The following is an 18,748-nucleotide window of genomic DNA, read 5'->3' as shown; positions in this document are numbered from 1 at the left end:
AAGAAATGAAAAAGAACATTGATTCAGGATTACTGATCACCAGAATAGCAATTGCATTTCCGATGTCCGTTTATGGAATCAGTAAAATGATCCATGGAGTTGGTTTTATTGAAGATATGATGAGCATGCATGGCTTACCGTCCTTCTTTGCGTATGGCGTGTTTGCCGGAGAAATTATTGCACCTGTAATGCTGATCATAGGATTTCGGGCTCGTCTGGCAGGCCTGATCTTTGCTGTCAATTGCTTCACGGCTACGATTCTTGCACAAACAGCTAATATTTTCAAACTTAATGAATTCGGAGGCTGGGCTTTGGAACTGCTTGTCATCTATATGCTTGTAAGTTTAAGCTTTTTCTTTACCGGAGCAGGAAAATATGCCGTTTCAACCCAAAATAAATGGGATTAAAATACTCAGAAATTTTCTATTCACTATGGATAAATCAGAGTCTCAGGATTCTGGTTTATTTTTTTCTGAGTAAAAATTCTTTACACCTGTAGTGTTACTCAAAAATCAGGTAAGCTATAGCTTTTCTCTGTAGTAAAGTTTGATACTAAGCGAAAATAAGTTTCAGAGTGGCTCTCAAAACGTTTTATTTACCTGGTTATGATAAAACTAGCCAATTCTATCGGAGAACAGAGCTTTTCACAGGTAAATCCAAAAACCCAATGGACAATCTCTGAAATGGACCATACAACAAAGAAAAATTGAGCTTTACAACAAACCTCTCTTTTCCGTTTCTGCCGAACTTTGTGGTATTAAAATCATTAAAAATGAATCAGATTAATAAAATTTACATCAACGGCGAATTTGTTACGCCAAGAGGAACAGAAACTTTTGATCTTATCAATCCCGTTACCAACCAAAAAACCGGAGAAGTGGTTCTGGGAAATGAAGAAGATACCAGAATGGCCATTGCAGCGGCAAAGAAAGCTTTTAAAACTTTTTCAAAAACAACAAAGGAAGAAAGAATCCATTTTCTTAAAAAACTGCATGAAGCCGTAAGCAAAAGAGAAGATGAGCTGGTTGCTGTCATGGTGAATGAATATGGAGGAGCTTTACAGTTCAGCAGAATGAGTGTCCAAAATGCAATCTCTGCCTTTACAGCTACGATCAATACTTTAGAATCTTATGATTTCGAAAGAACGGTGGGACATTCCAAAGTACGTTTTGAATCTTTAGGTGTCGTTGGAATCATTACCCCATGGAATGCCAGCAACAGCTTTATCTGTAATAAACTTGCTACAGCCATTGCTGCCGGGTGTACCGCTGTTATCAAACCCAGCGAAATGAGTGCGGCACAAACCCAGCTGCTTACTGAATGTTTCCATGAAGCCGGCCTTCCGGAAGGAGTTTTCAATATTGTTAACGGATTAGGAAATGTAGTTGGAAATGAAATTACCCATCATCCGGATATCGCAAAAATCTCTTTCACCGGATCTACACTTACGGGAAAAGCGATTGCCAAAGGAGCTGTAGACACCATGAAAAGGGTAACCCTGGAACTTGGAGGAAAGTCTCCTAATATTATTCTTGAAGATGCCGATTTTGAAAAAGCAATCCCAATGGCCGTTTTCGGGGCTTATATGAATAATGGCCAGGCCTGCATCGCCCCTACCCGATTATTGGTTCCGCAAAACAGACTGGAGGAGGTAAATGAACTGGCTAAAAAAGCAGCCGGACAGGTAAAAGTAGGAAATCCTGCTGAAGAAGATACTCTTGTAGGGCCTATGGTGAGTACAAAACAATTTGAAAGAGTGCAAAGTTATATCCGTATGGGACAGGAAGAAGGAGCCGTTCTGCTTGCAGGTGGTGAAGGAAAACCGGAAGGCCTTGAAAGCGGTAATTTTGTAAAAGCAACCATCTTTACCAATGTCCGTAATGATATGCGCATTGCACAGGAAGAGATTTTCGGGCCTGTATTGTCTATTATTCCTTATGCTGATGAGGAAGAAGCCATTGCCATTGCCAATGACACCACTTATGGACTTGCAGCTTATATCAGCTCTGATAATCATGAACATGCGGAACGTGTAGCTGCCCGGATTGATGCCGGAAGAATCTGTATTAATGGGTTTACCCACGATCCATACGCGCCTTTCGGTGGTTTCAAGCAAAGCGGTATCGGGCGTGAGTTTGGTGTATTCGGACTGGAAGCTTACCTGGAACCCAAAACGATTCTGGCTTAGTAGGATCTTCTTCACAGCAAAATATTCTCAGGATTACTTTGCTGTGGAGATTCTATGATCCTTAAAAGTTTTGTAAGTTTGAATAAGAATTGATCAAGAAACAACTATCTGAGCTATGAGCGAAAATAATATTCCTTTTCCCATCAATTATTCCTGTCATTTTTCAGAATTCAGGGAAGGAGAACAATTTGCACGAATTCACAGCCTCGGCCTGGTGCTTTCCGGGGAAATGGAACTTAATGACGGCATCACAAAAACGATATTTAAAGAAGGAGAACTCTATTCTGCCAGAAAAAATCATTTATTAAAATTTGCAAAATATCCACCCAAAAACGGGGAAATCAGAACCATATCCATCTATTTTGACGATGCCATGCTTCATGATTTCAGCCGAGAATATGGGTATCAGGCAGAAAAAAAGGACAATGTTCAGGCCTATATAAAACCGGAGCAAAAGGCATTACATTCTTTTATGTACTCATTATTACCGTACGAAGATCTTCCTGCTTCCGAAGAAATCTTGAGGCTTAAACAAAAAGAAGCTCTCCTTTTACTGTTGAATTACGATCCCGGTCTTAAGGATATTTTGTTTGATTTTTCCGAGCCCTATAAAATAGATATTGAGAGTTTTATGAATAAAAACTTTCATTTCAATGTCAATGTAGAACGTTTTGCTTATTTAACAGGGAGAAGTCTGTCTGCATTTAAAAGGGATTTTCAAAAGATATTCGGAATCCCTCCAAGACAATGGCTGCAGCTTCGAAGATTAAAGGAAGCTCATTTTCTGCTAAGCCAAAAAGGAAAATCTGTTTCTGATATTTATCTGGATCTTGGATTTGAAAATTTATCCCATTTCTCATTTGCCTTTAAAAAACAGTATGGCTATCCGCCAAGTGTATTACAGGCAAAATAATTTAGATTGTTGAACCATTAAGATCCTATGAAAGTGTTAAGGTTATGAAGACAAGTTTGCTTACACTTTAAATCAGGACGATTTTCAACTACTTTATTTTTCAAAAATTTAATAATTTAAAAATATCAGATCGTGCCATGAAAATCATAACACGATCTGAATTATTGAATCTAATTATTGTAAAAGTTTTCTAAAGTGCATATTCTACAGAAGCTTCTTTGGCAGCAGCCACCATTGCGATTAAAGCTTTTTCAGTTTCTTCCCAGTGTCTTGTCTTCAGTCCGCAATCCGGATTTACCCAGAGCTGATTGGCAGGAATTACATTCTGAGCCTTTCTCAGCAGCTCAGTCATTTCTTCTTTTGACGGAACTCTTGGTGAGTGAATATCGTATACTCCAGGACCAATTTCATTCGGATATTTGAAATCTGCAAAAGCATTCAGCAGTTCCATCTGAGAACGGGAACACTCTATCGTAATCACATCGGCATCCATATCCGCAATGTTTTCAATAATATCATTGAATTCTGAATAGCACATATGCGTATGGATTTGAGTGGCATCTTCTACTCCGCTTGCTGAAATTCTGAAAGCTTCTACGGCCCATTTCAAATAGTTCTGCCAGTCTGTTTTTCTTAATGGAAGACCTTCTCTTATGGCAGGCTCATCAATCTGAATAATTCTGATTCCTGCTTTTTCCAGATCCACCACTTCATCACGAATTGCCAAGGCAATCTGCTTACAAGTTTCTGAACGAGGCTGATCATCACGTACAAAAGACCACTGTAAAATGGTAACCGGGCCTGTTAACATTCCTTTTACCCATTTTTCAGTCTGAGATTGGGCATATTGAGACCAGTACACCGTCATCGGAGTTGGGCGGGAAACGTCACCGAAGATCACAGGTGGTTTTACACAACGGCTTCCGTAGCTTTGTACCCAACCGTTTTGGGTGAATACAAATCCTTCCAGCTGTTCTCCGAAGTATTCCACCATATCGTTACGCTCAAATTCTCCGTGAACCAATACATCAATTCCGATGTCTTCCTGCCAGCGGATTGTTCTCTGCGTTTCCTCTTTCAGTAAAATATCATATTGTTCTGCTGTCAGTTCTCCTTTTTTGAATTTGGCTCTCCAGCTTCTCACTTCTGCGGTTTGCGGGAATGATCCGATCGTAGTGGTGGGGAACAAAGGAAGCTGCAATACTTCCTGTTGCTCTTTTTTACGGATTTTGAAGGTGTTTGTTCTCTGAGCATCTTTTTCAGTAACAGCATCGGCTCTTTGTTTTACCTGATCATTATGGATAAGAGAAGAAGTTCTTCTACTCTCAATTGCTTTTTTATTTTCTTCAAATGCTTCAAAAATCTGTTCATTTTCCGTTCCGGAAGCCAGTTCTTTAAGAGTTACTACTTCTTTTACTTTTTGTTTAGCAAAAGCCAGCCAGTTCTTAATTTCCGGGTTAAGATTGGTTTCAAAATCCAGGTCACAAGGTGAATGAAGCAATGAGCATGATGGTGCAATGAAAATCCTTTCAGATCCTAATTTTTCAACCGCTTTACTGATAAAAGACAACGACTTTTCATAATCATTTTTCCAGATATTTCTACCGTCAACCAGTCCTAATGAAAGGTTTAAACTGTCCGGAATAACATTCAGAATATCATCCAGCTGCTCAGGATTTCTAACCAGATCAACATGCAATGTATTGACAGGAAGTGAAACGGCAAGTGAAGTATTGTCTTTTAATCCGTCAAAATAGGAAGCCACAATAAATTTCAGTTTCGGGAAACGTTTTCTGATTTCGGCATACACATAACGGTAAGTTTCTTTGGCTTTCTCTGTTAAATCCAATGCCAGGAAAGGTTCATCAAACTGAATCCATTCTGCACCCTGCTCCTGAAGTTTGGTTAAAATCTCTATATAAACAGGAAGAAGATTTCCGGCCAGATCCAGTTTATCAAACCCTTCTTCTTTTTCTTTTCCTAATAACAGATAAGAAACCAGCCCGATAATAACCGGTTTCGCATTGATTCCAGCTTGTTTTGCTCCTGCAAATTCATTGAAAATTTTATCTGAGCTCAGCTTAAACTGTTGATTTTTATAAAATTCCGGAACGATGTAATGATAGTTGGTATCGAACCATTTGGTCATTTCCATGGCCGTGATATCCAGGCCGTCCTTCTGATAGCCTCTTGCCATGGCAAAGTAAAGATCCAGCTCAGTATTGTTCTTTTTAAGCACCACTTCATGGTACCGTGTTGGAATGGCACCTACGACAAGACTCATATCCAATACCTGATCATAATATGAAAAATCATTACATGGGATAAGATCTATTCCTGCTTCTTTCTGGATATTCCAGTTTTGACTGCAGAGAGTTCTTCCGGTGTTCAGAAGTTCTTCCAAAAGGATTTTACCTGACCAGTACTGCTCGCAGGCTTTTTTGAGTTCTCTTTTGCTACCAATACGCGGATAGCCAAGAATGTGAGTTTGCATTTTTTAAACTTTTTAATTAAACTTATTGGGAAGTCCTTTACAATGCTTCGTTATGTTTTGCGGAAAAAGTTTCAGGAAAATAGTGACATAGCAGACAATGTATTTCCCTTCAGAAGAAAATACAAAATTTGATATACCATCTGTATGACCCAAAGCTTCAGCCCGCGAAAGCATTGTCAATTCAGTAAAGGCAGGTCTCCTGACTTGTAACAGTTTCCGTCATCCTTCCCGCTTTTGGCAGTGGATCTGCAAGGACAGAAACTTTTGGTGGGTTACTTACAGTTGCGCGACAGCTCGTGATTTGCACACGATTCCCTATTAATCTACCTTAAGTAAAACCTTTCCTGTTTGATGAAGTATCTGTAAAGAACTGTACTTTTACCTTTAACAAAGGTTATCAGTAAAAGTTTTTAATTTTGTGTAAAATTAGTAATACAGAATAAAACCACAACTGGAAACAAATAATTAAGCAAATTAAACTTCAGTAATTAAAAATAAAAGCATATAATTCTTTATATTTGACTGTTTTAATCATTTAAAAGAATAATATTCTGTGGAACAACTCGATGATAAGGATGTACAGCTGCTCAGGCTCCTCCAGAAAAACGCCAAACTTACCGTTAAAGAGCTCGCTAAAGAAGTGAACCTTTCTACTTCACCGGTTTTCGAAAGGGTAAAAAGGCTTGAACAGGAAGGTTTTGTTAAAAGATATGCGGCAGTTCTTGATGCTGAAAAACTGAACCGTGGATTTACGGTGTTCTGCCAGATCAAACTTAAAATTCACGACCGGTCTGTGGGGTATGATTTTGTAAAAGAAATTTTAGAAATTGAAGAAGTTGCGGAATGTTACAATATTTCCGGAGATTTTGATTTCCTTCTGAAAGTGCAGGTGCGGGATATGAAGCATTATCAGGATTTTGTATTTAACAAGCTGGGATCCGTAGATTCTATCGGCAGCACGCACAGTACTTTTGTGATGGCTGAGGTAAAAAACAACCATGGGCTGACGATATAGATTTATTTTAAAGTTAACGCCGTCTGAGGATAAAAAAATCCGTCAATAATGACGGATAGTATAATTATTTTGTTTTTTAGTACTTAATTGGCAGCCGGATCCGTAAGTTCTGTTGTTAAACCTATTGATTTTAACAGGTTCTTACTGTCGAAAAACAATGTTGCATAATGTTTTCCTTTTTTAAAAACAAGTTTTGATCCACCTGGAAATTCACTGTCAGCTCCTAATTTTTGCGTTTTAGCATTGTATTTAGTGAACCTGGTTTTACTATCCTGTAAGGTACTTTTATTCAGCACAAGACCAAAAGGAAGTCCTTCCACAATGACAGGTTTATTGTCTGAAGTCACAAAAAACATTTCATTGATAGTATTGTCTTTTCCCAGGCTGCAATAAAGCTCCAGTCCTGTTTTCATAGGCCATTTTGCGTATTTTTCTTCGTTGGCATCTTCATAAAAAACAGTTTTTACGTTCAATGCTTTTGAAATTTTATCCGGAGTCTGCGGGAATATAAATTCTGAGTTTTTGTCCAGTAAAGAACCCAACGCGGCTGTTTTCTGTGAAAATGCAGTTGCACTTAATACCAGAAAAAAGATGGTGACAATGAAATGGAATGGTCTCGTCTGCATAAAAATATTTTAAATTGTAATGATTTGACGGCTAAAGATATTAAAATTTTGAACAAAGCCCTATTTTAAGCAATTTTTTACATCGTATTTCTGTTTTTGGCTATTTTCTTTCCTGTAAATTGAACACGGTACCGGCAGGATCGGTAATCCAGTGCATATTTTCAGGAAGCTCTTCTATTTCGTCACAGGTTTCCACACCGTTTGACAGCAGATATTGTGTAGCAGCTTCTACATCGGGAACGGTAAGCTACAGCCATGTTTCAGAATGGGTATAGTTATCAACACAATCCAGCCATATGATATTATTCCCGAATTTCACCTCGTGGGTTCTTGAAACAGTGGGATTTTTTATCGGCATTTCCTCAACTTTCAATTTTAAAATATCTCTGTAAAAAGCAACCGTTTTTTCGTATTTATTTTTGGGAATTTTGATAGCGATATTAATTCCTGCCTCAAATTTTGTATTCATCCTCAAGTTATTTTAAAAAATTATTCAGGTAGTTCAAAATCATTGCCGTCTGCATCATCAGGCTTACATGGGTTTGTCCGGGAGCGATAGCCAGCTGGGACTTTGGCAATTCGCCCATATCTGCAAAAACATCACCTCCCAATAATTTATAGGTTTTTGAAAGTTCTGTTTTATCCAATCCGTCATTATCACCAGCTATGATTAAAACAGGCACCGGAATTTTAGAGATATTATCATCACCCAGGTCGAAAGGCTGTCCGGCAGAAGCCATCATCTGTTCCAGAAATGGTTTCCATTTTGTTTTATCAGGTGCTACAGCATTATAGGCAGCATGCATAGGGCTGTTTGTAAAGAGTTCAGGTTTCATTCCTTCAAGAGCTTTATTTACTTCGGGCAACCAGCCGTTAGTTTTGTAGGTTGATGAAATAATAACCAGTTTGTTCAGTCTTTCCGGACTTTGAATAGCCAGTTTATAGGCCACTTCACCTCCAAAGCTGTAGCCTGCCACATCTGCTTTATCAATTTTCAGATAGTCCATTACCTTTGTAACATCACTGGCTAAAGTAGCATGCGATAATTTCCTTTCTGAAAAAGGCGTGTGTCCGTGTCCCTGTAATTCAAGAGCTATTACTTTTCTGTTTTTAGACAGTTCCGGGATCAATTCACCCCAGTTCAAATCAATCGTCATGAAGGCACCATGTAACAATACAAGAGGCTTTCCTTTGCCATAGACTTCATAATAAACTTTGATACCATTAACAGGTGCATAACCGCTTTCAGAAGGTTTTATTTTTTGTCCATATACCGGAGAGGCGGCAAGGATAATAATAAAGAACAATACTGCAGAGAATTTGAATAAACTTTTCATAATATTATCAGATTTGGTGGATTAATTTTAAGTCAAAGTTACCAACCCGATCGGAAAACGGACTTGTCACAGGACAAGATTTTATGGAAATGGGAGGAATTCTTTAAGGGTTGGTTTAAGTTTATTTCCTCAAAAATATTTTAATTCATTACATGAAATAAACCTCAATCAGCCCACGATTAAGCAACTAAAAAATAAAAATTTTACAATAATTCTACCATAGTTGATAAAATTTTATTAATTTCGAATTGAACTAAACGTACAATTTATTATGAAAAATTTAAAGAAAATCGAAAGAAAAGAATTGAAAACAATTAAGGGAGGAATTGACTGCAGAGGCGGTCAGCTATGCTTAATCGATGGTAAGTGGCAGTGCATGCCTTACGACGGATGTGGTGGCGGAAACCAGCCTTAATTTTAGGTTTAATGCAATTACTTGACTATGAAAAATTTTAAAAAAATTTCAAGAGACCAGTTGAGGAATATTAATGGCGGAGCGACAAGCTGCTCTGAAGCCTGCTGCCCACCTCCGGGAATCAAAAGATGTCCATGGGTGATCTGTGTAGCGCCATGTGATATTTTAAGTTAAAAGACTGTATTCTCAAAATAAGCCCTGCAATTCTTATAAATTGCAGGGTTTTTATTTTATGGTGTAAAGTAAAAACTCTCATTATTATGTTTTTTTATTATTAGATATAAAACTTAGTTTCCAGCTATTTAAATCTAAAAATTAAATTTATTGGATAAACGTTTAACCCAAATTTAATCTCTATATTAAATAAGTTAACAATTTATTCATATTAAAAAAGACAACAATAATCTAAAGCACTGATAATGAAAACGTTGATTATTTTTTAAAAAATTGCGAAATTACATATTTTTCGGAAACCACCAAAAAAAACAGCTATTGTTTTTTTACTATTTTCTGAAATATTTTTGTGCATTAAAAAATAAGATGAAAAGGTCTTCCATAAAAGATATTGCTAAACTGGCAGGAGTTTCCGTAGCCACCGTTTCTTATGTTCTTAACAGAAAGGAAGGGCAGCGTATCAGTGAGGAGACCCGGAAAAAAATTTTTGAAATTGCTGAAACGATTAACTATACCCCGAATAAAATCGCAAAAAGCCTTAAAACTAATAAAACAAAGCTTCTTGGATTAATCGTGGCGGATATCTCCAATGACTTCTATTCCCATATGGCAAGAAACCTTGAAGATAAAGCTTTAAAGTTGGGTTATACCCTGATCATCGGCAGTTCTGATGAAAATGCAGAAAAATTTAAAAAACTTACCGAGCTTTTTTCGCAGCAGCAGGTAGACGGAATGATCGTTGCTCCCGTAGCAGGATCAGAAAAGACACTTGAAAACCTTATTCATATTAAATATCCTGTTGTAACGATTGACAGATATCTTAAAGGGGTTTCTGTTCCCGGAATTACCATTGATAATCAAGAGATTGCGGAAAACACGGCCAGCCTGCTTCTTAATAAGAACTTTGACAAAATGATCTATATAGGCTATGAAACTGATCTTCCACACCTTCTGGACCGCCAGCATGGCTTTGAGAAAGCGGTAAGCTCTTCCCGCAAAACAGTTGAAATTCAATATCTTCTGGTAGGATTGGAAAATATAGTACAGGAGGTACATTCTAAGCTTGAAAGTACGTTGGGGAAAACTCCAGAAAATACTGCATTATATTTTTCCAGTAATAAACTTGCGGTAGCAGGGCTTTCCTATCTCGTTAAAAACAATATAAAAGTTCCGGAACAGGTCTCAGTATTGGCATTTGATGAAACGGATGCCTATGACCTCTTCCCTACGGAGATTACCTACATCCAGCAGCCGATTGAAGAAATGGCTGAAGAGGCTATCAAGCTTCTGGATGGACAAATTAACCATTATGCAGCAACAGGTAAAAGAATAACATTATCCGCAAAACTGATTGCCAAAGCATCTTTAAAATAATCAAATCTACATCAATCATTTTTTTTTAAATAATAACTTAAACGTTTAACCAACTATGATAAAAAATAAATTAAATCACGTGGTATGTTTCGGAGAAGTGCTGTGGGATATCTTCCCTTCCGGATCCAGAGCTGGTGGTGCACCATTTAATGTTGCCTACAATCTTTTTAAAATGGGAATCGACACCAAAATGCTAAGCCGTATAGGAAATGATGAATTAGGGCACCGCCTTCTTAACCAAATTCAGACTTGGGGAATAACAACAGATTTCATTCAGATAGACCAGGAAAAGGCTACAGGAACTGTAATTGCTGATTTTGATGAGCATGGTGAAGCTGTATATGATATTGTACAGGAGGTTGCCTGGGACTATATTCATCCTCTGCCGGAACACAAAGAACTGATACAAAATTCAGAAGCATTTGTTTTTGGAAGTCTGATCACCAGAAGTGAAGCTTCACAAAATACGCTATTGCAACTTTTGGAATATTCAAAGTTCAGGGTTTTTGATGTTAATTTCCGCCCTCCTTTCATCGATTTTGAATTCATTAAAAAATTATTGCACAAATCTGACCTTGTTAAAATGAATAAGGCAGAGCTCAGAACAATTCTTGAATATCTCGGTGAAGACTATATTGATGAAGATACCAGCATCAAACATCTTCAGGCTTATTTCAACCTGAATGAAATTGTCCTTACCAAAGGAAGTAAAGGCGCCAGATATTTTGTAGGGGATACTGCGTATGATTTTCCGGCAGTTCATATTGAAATTGCAGATACTGTGGGCAGTGGGGATTCTTTTTTGGCCGGGTTTCTGTCTAAAAGAATTCAGGGAAAATCGCCGGAAGAGATCATGAAACAGGCAACTTCACTGGGAGCCTTTATCACTTCCAAATCAGGAGCATGCCCGGATTACACCTATGAAGAATTCAAGGCATTCAGAGAAAAAAACAGCTGTAAAACCTCTTAAAAACAACGATATGAATACTCCAAAATTTACAGATAAGAAATACTATATCATCCTGTCCTTTGTTACCTCTTTATTCTTTTTCTGGGCTATTGCCCTTACCATGGGTGATGTTCTGAATAAGCATTTCCAGAACATTCTTCACATTTCGAAGTCCAAATCAGGGCTGGTACAACTTTCCATTTTTGGGGCATATGCATTGATGGGCGTTCCGGCAGGCCTGTTTATGAAAAAGTTCGGTTACAAATTAGGGGTCATCCTGGGACTGTCATTGTTTGCACTGGGATCTTTTTTGTTTATTCCGGCAGCCAATACTTCTTCTTTTAACTTTTTCAGACTTGCTCTTTTTGTTCTTGCGATGGGAATGGCAACCCTTGAAACAGTAGCCCATCCTTTTGTAGCCGCTTTGGGGGATGAAAGGACGAGTGATCAGAGGGTTAATTTTGCCCAGTCTTTTAATGGTCTGGGAGCTATTATCGGTCCTCTTTTAGGCGGATATTTTATTTTCGGAACCCCTGATTCCGGATCTGGATCACTGGATTCAGTAAAAAATCTTTATACCTGGATTGGGATTGTCATTCTTGCGATTACTATTATTTTCAGCTTTATCAGAGTTCCTGATCTGAAAGACCCTCATGCGGAAGACATCATCATTTCAGACAATGAAAAAGGAGAAGACCAGTCTGTATCAGATCCTCATGCACCGCTTTATAAGCAGAGACATTTTATATTTGCAGTTATTGCCCAGTTTTTTAATATTGCCGCACAGGGCGGAACCTGGGCTTATTTTATCAATTACGGTGTAGAAAAAATGCACCTTCCGGAAATTCAGGCTTCCTATTACTTTTCTTTAAGTATGGCCATGATGATGATCGGAAGATTTATCGGAACTTTCCTGATGAGATTTATTGCTCCCAACAAACTGCTGGCTATTTTTACCGCATGTAATATTGTTCTGTGCCTGATTATTTCCCAAAGTTTCGGATGGGTATCATTTGTAAGCCTTATTTTGCTCAATCTTTTCCTGAGTGTTATGTATCCTACCATATTCAGTCTTGGGCTTAAAAGATTAGGATCTAAAGTTCAGCAGGCTTCCTCATTCCTGGTTATGGCAATGTTTGGAGGAGCTGTTTTTCCACCGATCATGGGAAGAATTGCTGAAAAAGATATTGCTCATGCGTATCTGCTTCCTATTCTTTGCTATGTTGTTATTTTATTATTTGCATTAAAGTACTACAAGCCTAAAACACTTAAATAATCCCTATGAAAACAAAGCTTTTATTAGCCTGGCTCATGTTACTTACGTGTGCTGGCAGGGAAATTAATGCCCAGATCACGATAACCAATAAGAAATTTTCCTTCGGAACAACGGGAAGAATCGGAGCCGGTTATTCTCCGAATGCCGATGGAAAAACAGGAAGACAGCTGAATCTGAACAACCAGGGATCTTTAGGAGGCAGAATGGATCAGGGAGATTACGTAGATTTCTTACCAGCCTTCCATTTTAGCCCGGTGGTGAACGGTGACAGTACAAAAAGTACAAAGATCGATATGCAGGCAAGATTGAGCTTTTATTCAGGAGGGACTTTTCTGGGAAATGTAGACTCAAAATCCAATCAGGGAATGATTGTTGCCTTACCGGAAGCCTTTGTTGAGGCCAGAAACATTATGGGAAGTGACTGGGATGTTTGGGCCGGATCAAGATGGCTGAGATATGATGACATTCACATTGCAGATTACTTTTATTTTGATGACCATTCGGCAACCGGTTGGGGACTGAGACATAAAAACACAAGGTTTTCAATGTTTTTCCCGGCAGCTATTGATACCACAGCCAGCAACTCCACTCCTTATTCTTACACCAATGTGATCAGCGGATCAAAAAACCTGATCTACAGGCAAAGAGAAGTTTTTGTCCTTGAGCAGGCCCTTCCCTTTAAAAATACAAAGCACAAGCTGAAATTACTGGCAGAATTTCATCATGTAGAAAAATCAGGGGAAAATTCCGTAGAGCAATATCCATCGGATCAGGGCTGGGTTTTTGGAGCTAAATTAAATACAGATATTCCAACAACAATCCCGGGTTCATTCAATCAGCTTTCTGTAAGATACGGGACAGGAATTGCCAATGGAGGTGATAATGGTAATACACAGACCTGGCGAACCTACGGAGCACCTGATGAGGTCACAAAAACATACAAAGGAGCTTACTCTTTTACGGTTGTTGAACATTTCCTCTGGAATATTTCAAACCGGTGGTCACTTAATCCCTATGCCGTTTTCACCAAAAGTAAGGGAGGATCAACCAGTACTGACAAAGCGATGGACTATTATAACCGTGAAATTTTCAACAAAAAAACAGAATTTAATACGGGAATCAGAGCCACTTATTACTACAACAACTGGTTTCATATTCTCTCTGAATTTCACTATGCAACACGAAAAAACGGAATCCAGGATGCAGCATCAATGATGAAGCTGGTTTTGGCTCCTACCATCGTACCTACCGCTGAAAGAAGCGTCTGGGCAAGACCCCACATCCGTTTTATTGCAGAAGTATCAAGGTATAATGATGAGGCTATGAACAGTCTTTACTCACCGTTTTTACAGCAGTCAGGAGCCAAAAGATACGGGACTTATTTCGGAATACGAACAGAATGGTGGATTTTTTAAATTAAATAAAAAAATATAATGAATATAAAATTAGGGGCTTCCCTACTCTCCTGGATCACTCCGCTATGGAATGCGGAATCTGGAAAATATGCGATAGAAAAAACGGCTCAGGCCGGATTTGATCTGATCGAAATACTGTTACCTGCATCAATGGATTTTGATGCAAAAACCGTAAAAAGACAGCTGGAAGACAACCATCTTGAAGCGGTATGCTCGCTGAACCTTCCCAAAGACGCTCATATTGCGTTCTATCCTGAAGCTGCGGAAAAGCTTATTAAAAAAGCAATTGATAAAGTTGATGAACTGGAAACCCATCTTCTGGCTGGTGTCCTGCATGGCGGAATCGGTGTTTTTACAGGAAAACCACTTACAGAAAACGAAAAAGAAATCATTGCTGATGTGTGGTGCCATGTGGCGGATTACGCCCAAACCAAAAGTATCGATATTGCCATAGAGCCTATTAACCGCTATGAATCCTATGTCTGCAATACGGCAGAAAATGTCCTGGAACTTATAAAGAAAACAGGCAAAAATAATCTTTTCCTCCACCTTGATACCTTTCATATGAATATTGAGGAAAATAATTTCTATGATCCGATTATCAATTCCGGAAAAATGCTGAAGCATATTCATGTTACAGAATCCCACCGGGGTATGCCGGGAGAAGGAACTGTCAACTGGGAAGAGTTTTTCTCAGCATTGAAAAATATCAATTTTGAAGGGAATCTGGTTCTTGAAAATTTCTCTTCCTCAATTCCCGGAATGCAGGAACAGGTTTCTTTGTGGCAGAAATCACCTCATGATGCCCAGGAGCTGGCTGAAGGCAGTCTTGATTTTTTAAGAAAGCATCTCTGCAGTTGATAAAATTATGTGTTATATTATTTTGAAACTTATGGAAAGTGGAAATTGTCCGCTTTTCACCGACTGATTCTGCCCATTCATCGAAATTCCAAGCCGTTTTGTTGCGTTATTGAAGACCTTTACATCAGAAAAAAGCAATAATGCTCAACTAAAATCTTATTATTATGAAAACAAAAATCGGAATTACAGAAAAAAACACAGAAGCTGTTGCAGAACAATTAGCAAAACTATTAGCAGATGAAACACTGCTTTACATCAAAACAAGAAATGCCCACTGGAACGTAACCGGAGATAACTTCCATGCCAATCACATTTTCTTTGAAGAACAGTACAAACAACTGGATGAACTGATTGACAGCGTGGCAGAAAGAATGCGTAAAATCGGACATTATGCACCGGCGACTATGAAAATCTATCTGGAACTGACTCATTTAACGGAATACAGTGAAAGAACAAACGATGGCCTCGGATACATGAAAGATTTATTAAGTGACCATGAAAGCATCATTGAATTTCTCCGCGGAAACATCACTCCATTTGCAGAAAAGTACAAAGATTATGGCACCAGTGATTTCATTACAGGTTTGATGGAAGCTCATGAAGAAATGGCCTGGATGATCCGCTCCTATTTCAGATAACATAAAATAAAAAAGTTATAATTATCTTTGTGTGAATCATAAACAACTATACCTATGAAAGCCTTAATCGTGGATGATAATGATATTGCAAGAACAACATTAGCCCATCTCGCCAAACAGGTTCCGGATCTTTCCATTGTCAGCGAGTTTTCCAATGCCATAGAAGCTTATCATTATCTTCAGTCCAATTCAGTAGATCTGATATTTCTTGATATAGAAATGCCGGAAATGACAGGGATTGAACTCACGAAAACGCTTTCCGGTAAAGAGACCATCATCATTTTCACAACCTCGAAAAAAGAATATGCACTGGAAGCCTTTGAGCTTAATATTGCAGATTACCTTCTGAAGCCCATTATGCCGGTAAGATTTCTGCAGGCAGTAAGCAAGGCACAGACAATTCTTGAAAGCAGAAAAGAAAATGTGGAAATCACAAGGGATGAGTTTCTTTTTGTAAGGGATTCCAATATTACAAGGCGCTTAAAACTGGATGATATTTTCTACGCAGAAGCCATGGGTGACTATGTAAAGTTTTACACCAAAGAAAAGATGTTTGCCATTCACGGTAAAATGAAAACTGCCGAAGAACGTCTTCCCAAGGATCATTTTATAAGAGTCCACCGTTCCTATATTGTTTCTGTAGGCAAAATTGACACCCTTCAGGACGGCGGTATTATGATCAACGGTAAATTCATTCCCGTAGCGGATGCGTACCGTAAGGCACTCAATACAAGAATGAATGTCTTTTAGCATTGACAGACATCTGGCATGTTTGTCCATCTTTTGATCTCTATTTGTGAATGGGCCCGGAGTAACCCCGACTCTTCACGGGAATTTTTTATCTTAAATCAGACCGTTATTTATGAAAAACATATCTTCAGTAATGGATAACAAACGATTCAGCTATTTTATTATCCTGACTTTTATTGCAGGCTCACTCCTATTGATAGCTGTTCAGCTCAATTCTGCAGGAAATACCAAGGCGCTGATTCAGAATAACAATACATTGCTGAGCGAGTTGCGTTCAAGCAATCATTTACGGGAGATTGACCGTGATATTCTGGGGGTGGAAAGCAGAATCAGAGCTTCTATTGCAACGAATGACACCACTCATCTTGAAGGCATCGACCAAAAAATCAGTCAGATTGAAAATTTCCTCGATTCTCTTTCCAAAGACAATGTAAACGCCGAAGAAGAAAAGCTGATCCACAGGTTAAGTGTTCTTGCCATGGAAAAGAAAACAACCAAAGATAAACTCCTGCACCGTTATCTTTCTGTTGGAAACATGGACGATAATACCTCCATTGCCAATCCGCGTGCACGAAAAATTTCTAATGAAATCACCAGCATCACGGCTAAAATATATGAAAGCAGAAAGCTGAATATGGTTGAACTCAGCCAGAAAAGTGAGGAAATGGGGCAGAAAGCAAGATTTTATGACATTTCAATATTGGTCTTACTGATTTTGGGCGGTTCTGTCGTAGGCTATCACATTCTTCGTCAGTTCAAACGCCAGAGATTACTTATAAACGAACTTGATATTGCCGAGAAAAAAGCATTGGTAGCAGCACAGACCAAAGAAAACTTCCTTGCCAATATGAGCCATGAAATCAGAACTCCTTTAAGCGGGATTCTCGGGTTTACCAATCTACTGCAAAAACGTCCACTGGACGAAACCTCAGCAGAATTTGTTTCTTCAATACAACGTTCCGGGGAAAACCTGATGGCCATCATCAATGATATTCTTGATTTATCCAAAATAGAAGCCGGAATGATGCGTATTACCCCTGGAATTTTCAGCATCAACGGACTGGTTAATTCCGTAGAAACATTTTTTACAGAACGGGCCAGAGAAAAAGGACTTACCATATCCAGTACGATTGATCCTTCTATTCCTGACACATTGGTGGGAGATGCCACAAGACTGACCCAGATTTTAGTGAACCTCATCGGAAATGCCATAAAATTTACCCATCAGGGAAATATTTCTGTTGAAATCTACAGTAAACAGCAAACAGAGAAGGAAGCTGTTCTGGGATTTAAAATTTCAGATACGGGAATTGGAATTGACAAAGAAAAGCTCACTGAAATCTTCGAAAGATTCAACCAGGGAGAAGATTCAACGACAAGAAATTACGGCGGAACAGGATTAGGCTTATCCATCGTGAAAAGCTTAATTGTACTTCAGAACGGAAACATCGAGGTGAGCAGTGAACAGGGCAAAGGAACTACATTTCATTTCTATATTCCTTACGGAATTGCTGAGGAACAGCTTACTGTCATTCCAGCTGTTGATCCCCACTATTTTAAAGATAAATCCAATACGCCCCTGAAAGTACTGGTGGTTGATGATAATGTGATCAATCAAAGCCTGATGAAACATTTACTTTCCCAGTGGAATATTGATTTTCATATTGCATCGAATGGTCTTGAAGGAGTAAGTTATCTCAAAAGCAATGCATGCGACCTGGTTTTAATGGATATACAGATGCCGCAGATGGATGGATATGCTGCCACCCAAAAAATACGGGAAGAACTCCGACTGGATATTCCGATCATCGCAATGACCGCCCATGCGCTGGCAGGCGAAAGAGAAAGATGCCTGAGCCGTGGGATGAACGAATATATTCCTAAGCCTGTCAATGAAGAAGAGCTGTTTATGCTGATTTCTAAACTCGGGTTTAAAGAAAATAATAAAAACGAAAAGAAAACCGAAAATCCGTCATCTGACTATCAGTATATTGATCTCTCTTATATGCAGGCGGTAAGCGGTGGTGACAAAAGCTTCGAAAAAATGGTCACTCAACAGTTTATTGAGAATATTCCCAATCATCTACAGAAACTGACAACGGCTTACGAAAACAAAGATTTTCAGGAGGTGAAACTGTGGGCTCATGATCTGAAATCCAGCATTGCCATCATGGGATTACATCCTCTGTTAAAGGAAAAACTTGATATTCTTGAAACAGCATCAGCAGAAAGCTCTGATCTGCAAAAAATGCTGACAGAAGTACAGAAAGTTCTGACAGAAGCAGTTTCCGAAGCTGAAGCATTTTCAAAAACAATTTAAAAA

General features: G+C 38.6%; 18 protein-coding genes and 1 riboswitch. Of the genes, 14 read left to right on the top strand and 4 right to left on the bottom strand.

What is annotated here, in order from left to right:
• Positions 1-5 precede the first annotated feature (5 nt).
• From V0410_RS02080 to V0410_RS02070, 3 genes are all read left to right on the top strand, one after another.
• Complete coding sequence (locus V0410_RS02080) at positions 6-407, top strand: DoxX family protein (protein WP_330746126.1); 402 nt, start codon at positions 6-8, stop codon at positions 405-407.
• A gap of 365 nt (positions 408-772) precedes the next feature.
• A complete protein-coding gene (locus V0410_RS02075) occupies positions 773-2,188 on the top strand; it encodes an aldehyde dehydrogenase family protein (protein WP_330746125.1) in 1,416 nt (471 codons plus the stop codon).
• Between the two features lie 115 nt (positions 2,189-2,303).
• Positions 2,304-3,101, top strand: a complete 798-nt coding sequence (locus tag V0410_RS02070) for a helix-turn-helix domain-containing protein (RefSeq protein WP_330746124.1) — start codon at positions 2,304-2,306, stop codon at positions 3,099-3,101.
• A 190-nt stretch (positions 3,102-3,291) separates the two neighbouring features.
• Here the strand turns inward: V0410_RS02070 and metE are convergent, their stop codons facing one another.
• A complete protein-coding gene (metE, locus tag V0410_RS02065) occupies positions 3,292-5,595 on the bottom strand; it encodes a 5-methyltetrahydropteroyltriglutamate--homocysteine S-methyltransferase (RefSeq protein ID WP_330746123.1) in 2,304 nt (767 codons plus the stop codon).
• Between the two features lie 172 nt (positions 5,596-5,767).
• Positions 5,768-5,953, bottom strand: a riboswitch (cobalamin riboswitch).
• Positions 5,954-6,148: 195 nt separating this feature from the next.
• On the opposite strand from metE, the gene V0410_RS02060 reads away from it, so the two are divergent.
• Complete coding sequence (locus V0410_RS02060; RefSeq protein ID WP_047422640.1) at positions 6,149-6,610, top strand: Lrp/AsnC family transcriptional regulator; 462 nt, start codon at positions 6,149-6,151, stop codon at positions 6,608-6,610.
• Between the two features lie 83 nt (positions 6,611-6,693).
• Here V0410_RS02060 and V0410_RS02055 read toward each other — a convergent pair whose 3' ends face one another.
• The 3 genes from V0410_RS02055 to V0410_RS02045 all read right to left on the bottom strand — a co-directional run bounded on the left by V0410_RS02055 (position 6,694) and on the right by V0410_RS02045 (position 8,573).
• On the bottom strand, positions 6,694-7,236 hold the full coding sequence (locus tag V0410_RS02055; RefSeq protein WP_330746122.1) for a hypothetical protein: 543 nt from the start codon (positions 7,234-7,236) through the stop codon (positions 6,694-6,696).
• Positions 7,237-7,483: 247 nt separating this feature from the next.
• Complete coding sequence (locus V0410_RS02050; RefSeq protein ID WP_330746121.1) at positions 7,484-7,705, bottom strand: hypothetical protein; 222 nt, start codon at positions 7,703-7,705, stop codon at positions 7,484-7,486.
• A 7-nt stretch (positions 7,706-7,712) separates the two neighbouring features.
• Positions 7,713-8,573: an alpha/beta fold hydrolase gene (locus V0410_RS02045; protein WP_330746120.1), complete on the bottom strand. Its 861-nt coding sequence runs from the start codon at positions 8,571-8,573 to the stop codon at positions 7,713-7,715.
• A 271-nt stretch (positions 8,574-8,844) separates the two neighbouring features.
• Between V0410_RS02045 and V0410_RS02040 the strand changes: the two genes are divergently transcribed.
• The 10 genes from V0410_RS02040 (at position 8,845) to V0410_RS01995 (ending at position 18,745) form a co-directional block, all read left to right on the top strand.
• Positions 8,845-8,988: a bacteriocin-like protein gene (locus V0410_RS02040; RefSeq protein WP_330746119.1), complete on the top strand. Its 144-nt coding sequence runs from the start codon at positions 8,845-8,847 to the stop codon at positions 8,986-8,988.
• Between the two features lie 27 nt (positions 8,989-9,015).
• Positions 9,016-9,162 (top strand): bacteriocin-like protein, encoded by a 147-nt coding sequence (locus V0410_RS02035; RefSeq protein WP_330746118.1) that lies wholly within the window; start codon positions 9,016-9,018, stop codon positions 9,160-9,162.
• Between the two features lie 366 nt (positions 9,163-9,528).
• The gene (locus tag V0410_RS02030) at positions 9,529-10,536 is read left to right on the top strand and encodes a LacI family DNA-binding transcriptional regulator (protein WP_330746117.1); all 1,008 of its coding nucleotides are present in this window, start codon (positions 9,529-9,531) and stop codon (positions 10,534-10,536) included.
• A gap of 55 nt (positions 10,537-10,591) precedes the next feature.
• Positions 10,592-11,506, top strand: coding sequence for a carbohydrate kinase family protein (locus V0410_RS02025; protein ID WP_330746116.1), 915 nt, complete (start codon positions 10,592-10,594; stop codon positions 11,504-11,506).
• Between the two features lie 10 nt (positions 11,507-11,516).
• Entirely contained in the window at positions 11,517-12,761 is a 1,245-nt protein-coding gene (locus tag V0410_RS02020) for a sugar MFS transporter (protein WP_330746115.1), read from the top strand.
• Between the two features lie 5 nt (positions 12,762-12,766).
• Positions 12,767-14,176, top strand: coding sequence for a carbohydrate porin (locus V0410_RS02015; RefSeq protein ID WP_330746114.1), 1,410 nt, complete (start codon positions 12,767-12,769; stop codon positions 14,174-14,176).
• An 18-nt stretch (positions 14,177-14,194) separates the two neighbouring features.
• Positions 14,195-15,037 carry a sugar phosphate isomerase/epimerase family protein gene (locus V0410_RS02010; protein WP_330746113.1) on the top strand — a complete coding sequence of 281 codons (843 nt, stop codon included), beginning with the start codon at positions 14,195-14,197 and terminating at the stop codon, positions 15,035-15,037.
• Between the two features lie 164 nt (positions 15,038-15,201).
• Positions 15,202-15,675: a Dps family protein gene (locus V0410_RS02005; protein WP_110011611.1), complete on the top strand. Its 474-nt coding sequence runs from the start codon at positions 15,202-15,204 to the stop codon at positions 15,673-15,675.
• Positions 15,676-15,729: 54 nt separating this feature from the next.
• On the top strand, positions 15,730-16,425 hold the full coding sequence (locus V0410_RS02000; protein WP_002978774.1) for a LytR/AlgR family response regulator transcription factor: 696 nt from the start codon (positions 15,730-15,732) through the stop codon (positions 16,423-16,425).
• Positions 16,426-16,537: 112 nt separating this feature from the next.
• A complete protein-coding gene (locus V0410_RS01995; RefSeq protein WP_330746112.1) occupies positions 16,538-18,745 on the top strand; it encodes a hybrid sensor histidine kinase/response regulator in 2,208 nt (735 codons plus the stop codon).
• Positions 18,746-18,748 lie beyond the last annotated feature (3 nt).

This window comes from Chryseobacterium sp. CP-77 (assembly GCF_036362765.1).
In the GTDB taxonomy this organism is placed as follows: Bacteria; Bacteroidota; Bacteroidia; order Flavobacteriales; family Weeksellaceae; genus Chryseobacterium; species Chryseobacterium cupriresistens.
Note: the sequence above shows the minus strand (reverse complement) of the source record. Positions and strands in the feature narration are given on the sequence as shown.

Excerpts from the sequence above, each read along its gene's own strand:
- V0410_RS02080 (WP_330746126.1), top strand. The coding sequence starts at position 6 with ATGAAAAAGAACATTGATTCAGGATTACTGATCACCAGAATAGCAATT.
- V0410_RS02010 (WP_330746113.1), top strand. The coding sequence starts at position 14,195 with ATGAATATAAAATTAGGGGCTTCCCTACTCTCCTGGATCACTCCGCTA.
- V0410_RS02075 (WP_330746125.1), top strand. The coding sequence starts at position 773 with ATGAATCAGATTAATAAAATTTACATCAACGGCGAATTTGTTACGCCA.
- V0410_RS02020 (WP_330746115.1), top strand. The coding sequence starts at position 11,517 with ATGAATACTCCAAAATTTACAGATAAGAAATACTATATCATCCTGTCC.
- V0410_RS02025 (WP_330746116.1), top strand. The coding sequence starts at position 10,592 with ATGATAAAAAATAAATTAAATCACGTGGTATGTTTCGGAGAAGTGCTG.
- V0410_RS01995 (WP_330746112.1), top strand. The coding sequence starts at position 16,538 with ATGAAAAACATATCTTCAGTAATGGATAACAAACGATTCAGCTATTTT.
- V0410_RS02045 (WP_330746120.1), bottom strand. The coding sequence starts at position 8,573 with ATGAAAAGTTTATTCAAATTCTCTGCAGTATTGTTCTTTATTATTATC.
- V0410_RS02030 (WP_330746117.1), top strand. The coding sequence starts at position 9,529 with ATGAAAAGGTCTTCCATAAAAGATATTGCTAAACTGGCAGGAGTTTCC.
- V0410_RS02040 (WP_330746119.1), top strand. The coding sequence starts at position 8,845 with ATGAAAAATTTAAAGAAAATCGAAAGAAAAGAATTGAAAACAATTAAG.
- V0410_RS02050 (WP_330746121.1), bottom strand. The coding sequence starts at position 7,705 with ATGAATACAAAATTTGAGGCAGGAATTAATATCGCTATCAAAATTCCC.
- V0410_RS02015 (WP_330746114.1), top strand. The coding sequence starts at position 12,767 with ATGAAAACAAAGCTTTTATTAGCCTGGCTCATGTTACTTACGTGTGCT.
- V0410_RS02035 (WP_330746118.1), top strand. The coding sequence starts at position 9,016 with ATGAAAAATTTTAAAAAAATTTCAAGAGACCAGTTGAGGAATATTAAT.
- V0410_RS02000 (WP_002978774.1), top strand. The coding sequence starts at position 15,730 with ATGAAAGCCTTAATCGTGGATGATAATGATATTGCAAGAACAACATTA.
- metE (WP_330746123.1), bottom strand. The coding sequence starts at position 5,595 with ATGCAAACTCACATTCTTGGCTATCCGCGTATTGGTAGCAAAAGAGAA.
- V0410_RS02055 (WP_330746122.1), bottom strand. The coding sequence starts at position 7,236 with ATGCAGACGAGACCATTCCATTTCATTGTCACCATCTTTTTTCTGGTA.
- V0410_RS02005 (WP_110011611.1), top strand. The coding sequence starts at position 15,202 with ATGAAAACAAAAATCGGAATTACAGAAAAAAACACAGAAGCTGTTGCA.
- V0410_RS02070 (WP_330746124.1), top strand. The coding sequence starts at position 2,304 with ATGAGCGAAAATAATATTCCTTTTCCCATCAATTATTCCTGTCATTTT.